The sequence below is a fragment of the bacterium genome (genome assembly GCA_030652805.1).
In the GTDB taxonomy this organism is placed as follows: Bacteria; JAHJDO01; JAHJDO01; order JAHJDO01; family JAHJDO01; genus JAHJDO01.
In genome coordinates this window covers 1-3,833 of record JAUSPT010000051.1, presented here as the reverse complement: position 1 = coordinate 3,833, position 3,833 = coordinate 1, and the positions used below count along the sequence as shown (strand labels likewise).

At 36.2% G+C, this 3,833-nt stretch carries 2 protein-coding genes; both read right to left on the bottom strand.

Annotation, left to right across the window (positions count from 1 at the left end):
- Window positions 1–1,048 (bottom strand): hypothetical protein (locus tag Q7J67_05350; GenBank protein MDO9464705.1); only part of this gene is annotated, 1,048 nt, incomplete at its 3' end.
- Window positions 1,049–1,490: 442 nt separating this feature from the next.
- The gene (locus Q7J67_05345) at window positions 1,491–3,224 is read right to left on the bottom strand and encodes a hypothetical protein (GenBank protein MDO9464704.1); all 1,734 of its coding nucleotides are present in this window, start codon (window positions 3,222–3,224) and stop codon (window positions 1,491–1,493) included.
- Window positions 3,225–3,833: the final 609 nt, after the last annotated feature.

The following is a 3,833-nucleotide window of genomic DNA, read 5'->3' as shown; positions in this document are numbered from 1 at the left end:
CGCTAAAGCTCATATCTTTGTACTGGATTATTCCTGAATCATTCAGTAGTTTCTCCATTATCAAATAGTTATCAGGACTGTATACGAATTCAGAAACAGGTTCACTATTAAGATTTAATCTATTGTCATTTTCTATAATTTTTTCAAACCTTGATGCTTCCTGCCACAGCTTCATTATTAAAAATGACAATCCCTTATGATTAACAATATATTCCCAGTCTTTAGGATGCTTTTCATATGCTCTCTTTAGGTATAGCTCTAAGTGCGACATTTGCTTTAGCAAGCCATACCTCGTGTCATTCCTGGATGCACCTATTAACTCTTCAAATGCAATCATGGTCTCGGCACTTCTTGTATAGGCATTTACTTCATCTAAAATATTCATAAAATCTACACCGCTTTTTCCTGGACCAGGACTTAAATACGTTGAATCAAAATCATCTGGATTGGGAATGTCCTGATAGATTTCTGGCTTTTCAAAAAGTGTTACATCTTTTTTGATAAATGCTCCAAAATTTCCAATAAGATATACATACCCTTCTTCACTCCTATTAAATAATTCTGGAAAATAGCCACTTCCTGTATGTGTATATTCATGGACCAAAGTGTTTAACACTGAGGGATCAGAACATTTATCTGTTACTGACTGAAAAGCTTCTATTTCTATTGATGGATTATCAAAAATAAACTTAAACCAGGAAAAATTATCTATAGTGGCAGTTTTTACTACAATAGAAAAACCTTTCGGATAAAGCTTCTTCAACTTTTTCATAGCATCAATAATTTCATCAAGTTTTTCTCCACTATAAATATCTTTAATATTGTCATAAAAATCTTCTTCAGCCTCTGGAGAAATATAGTAACCAGCTGGATCAGAAAGTTCTGCTTTTATGCTGTCATAAATTTCAGTCTTTTCCTCAGAAGTTTCTATTGAATTAAAGTATTCACTAAGAAGACAGCAGCATGAGGATGAGAAAAACGACAATATAAAAAATAAGGTAATTATAGAAAATAATTTAAAAATTTTCTGTTTTAAGTTAGCTATCATTAAAACTTTTTTTCCTGATGCCTCTTTTACTATTTTATAATTATTTGCTATATTTCGGCATAGAAATCCTTTTAGTCCCAATTCCTTTGTTGCTGAGGATTTAACAAAATCTGTATAAACCTCAAATAACTCCTTAGGGCTATTGCCCTAAAACCTACTATATTATATCACATATTTACTCACCCTTTTCTTAAAATATATGGTTAACTCTTTTTGCAGTACTGTTGGCCTCACAGACTCCTTCAAAAATCATATCTCCCTGTTCAGAGTTTAACTGCAGAGCGGTAGCTAATTACACAGAGTCCACAGAGGTGTTATGCATATTTGATCTGTAAGATTTATTGCCTCAATAATGATCTGTGATGTAATGCTTGATGTTTTAATTTTTCCTGCAGCTATATCATTTAACACCGATTTCCACAGTCGATTTAACCGTCATATATCAAGCTGTCCAGATTATTCGTAACGGTTTGTTTCCGAGCCATGGAACCTGTATTTCTCTGTTAAGTTTTCCAACACTTAGCAAAATAGGAGTAGCTGCATGCTTCCTTATTTTTACAGTAAAGACCTTTCCGTCATATTCAATCCGCCCCGGCATATTCACAAACTGTTTGAAAATAGTCTGAGCACGGCATTTTTCAAATCCTCTTAAGTCTTTTGCAAACAGGTGATAAAGTGTATCGGCAATAACTGTCCACAAAAGATCAAAATGAATACGTATCATAATAGGGGAAGACAGGGCATTGATATTAAAAAAATGCACCAGTTCGGCAAGCTTGTTTTCTATGTGCCACCTTTTGGCATAGATTACCAATATATCCAGGATCTTCATATCGAGGTTGTTGGTAATTATAAAAGTGGGCTCTGCCCTTCCGTGGTCTTTAATAATTATTTGCCTCAAAGGTTTTTGGTTATTTAAAAGTACTACTTTATCCTCATATACTTTCACATGGCGGTGTTTTCTCTTGGGAATTGGAAGATAGTATTTCTTCCAATTCTCTTCGGGTATCCCCCTGGTGTTATCAATGATATTTTTACCTCTCCTTCTTAAGGTAATAAACTTTACGCCGGCTCTGTCAAGTTCGTAGAGTATATCGTATCGGGTCAGCTTGGAGTCAAAAACCAGTGTCTGGCAGGTAACACCTTTTAGGTCAAACCAGTAATCAACAAATTTCTTAATCTCTATAGAAGATTCCTTCCTCTTGATATCAGAGTTGGCATATATAAGTGAATCACTGCCTCCGTCCTGGGCAAAGAATGTGTTGGCACCTTTAAGCGTCTTGCCCCGGGCGCCGCACCATACCTTCTCCATCTGGGACTTACTTCCAAAATGAGGTATTGAATGAAAATCTAAGTTAATGGTATTTCCTTTGTATAGATCGGGATACATATGTGAAAAGTTTCCGGTAATCTTTTTTTGAAACTCCATAAGTTTAGAAGCTTTGGTTCTGCAGGAATACGAACATGTATAACCGGGTTTGGGAAGGACGTTTAGTCCGGCAAAGATTCCAAAACCCGCATCAGTATTATATTGGCTGATGTGGCTCAATCTTTCATTGCCAATTAATTTTAGAAGCAGCATGGAAAGAGATGCCTGAGTCTTTCCGATATTGCTGGACTGGGGCAGATTGCACTTACTTACAATATTTAAGATTCCACTTTCCAGTATATAAGGCAGAAACAAATATATGCCCGCTACCTGACACTCTATGCGAAACGGGCTAAGCTTTCCAATATCCAGATCGGCAGACCTCTGCGGCATCAGCATGCCCTTCTTAGAGATACCCCTTTCCTTATCTGTTCTCCGGTAAAGTCTTGGAAATCCTGCGTCTTGTAATATTCGTTCCACAGTTCGAATGCTTGCCGGGCCACCTGTCTTTTTTAGCTCTTCTGTGATTTCTTTTGCGCTAAGTCTCTTTTCTCTGCGCAAACAAATTATCTCCTTAACTGTTTGATCTGAAGTATGCCGTCCTTTGGGACCAGTTTTTACATCTGGAAATAACTGATGCTTGCCGCGAAGCAGCCGGTTAATAAGTGTTTTAAGTGATTTGGGGCTATATTCAAAACACGTAGCAATTTCATCTATTGTGCCTTCTTTAAAAGCAACGGCTCTTATAGCTTCGTACTGCTTCTGTCTGGGCTTTAAGTTTTTAGTGAAATAATCTTTAATTTCCATAGCATAATTATGACGTTTATAATACTGATTATATACTGGTATTAATACTATTGTCAAGCATAATATGCTACTTTAATTATGTTTTTGGTGGTATTTTGGCTATTTTGAGATATTATTTACAATTATCCGTAATATTATATACGTCAAATTACTAATTTAACCGTCATATTTATGCTATAATTCTGCTTACCACTATCAATAATGCTCAGATATAGCTGAATATCTGCTATAATATGATGCAACTAACTGGTGACGGTTAAGCTGCTGTGGAAATCGGTGTACAATGAAAAATCGGTAGCCGGCTTCCTGGCCTTTTCCCTTATCTCTTTTATTATTATAAGCAAAAGCATAAAACAACAGAAGAAGAAAATCCCAATACGGCTCATATTCCAGAGATTTTTTAATGATGTTTTAAGATCTAATAAGAGTGAATCCCTACACTTGGACAAATGTTACCAACATTGGCCAGTCCGGGGAGCCAACTATGACGACTCAACCCCCCGGCTCTGGCTCTTTCCCAACAAGGGGGCATTCCGTTCTCTAACAACATAGCGCCTTGACTCAAAATTTTAAATTGACCAAAGGTATATATAAGGTATAATAATTATA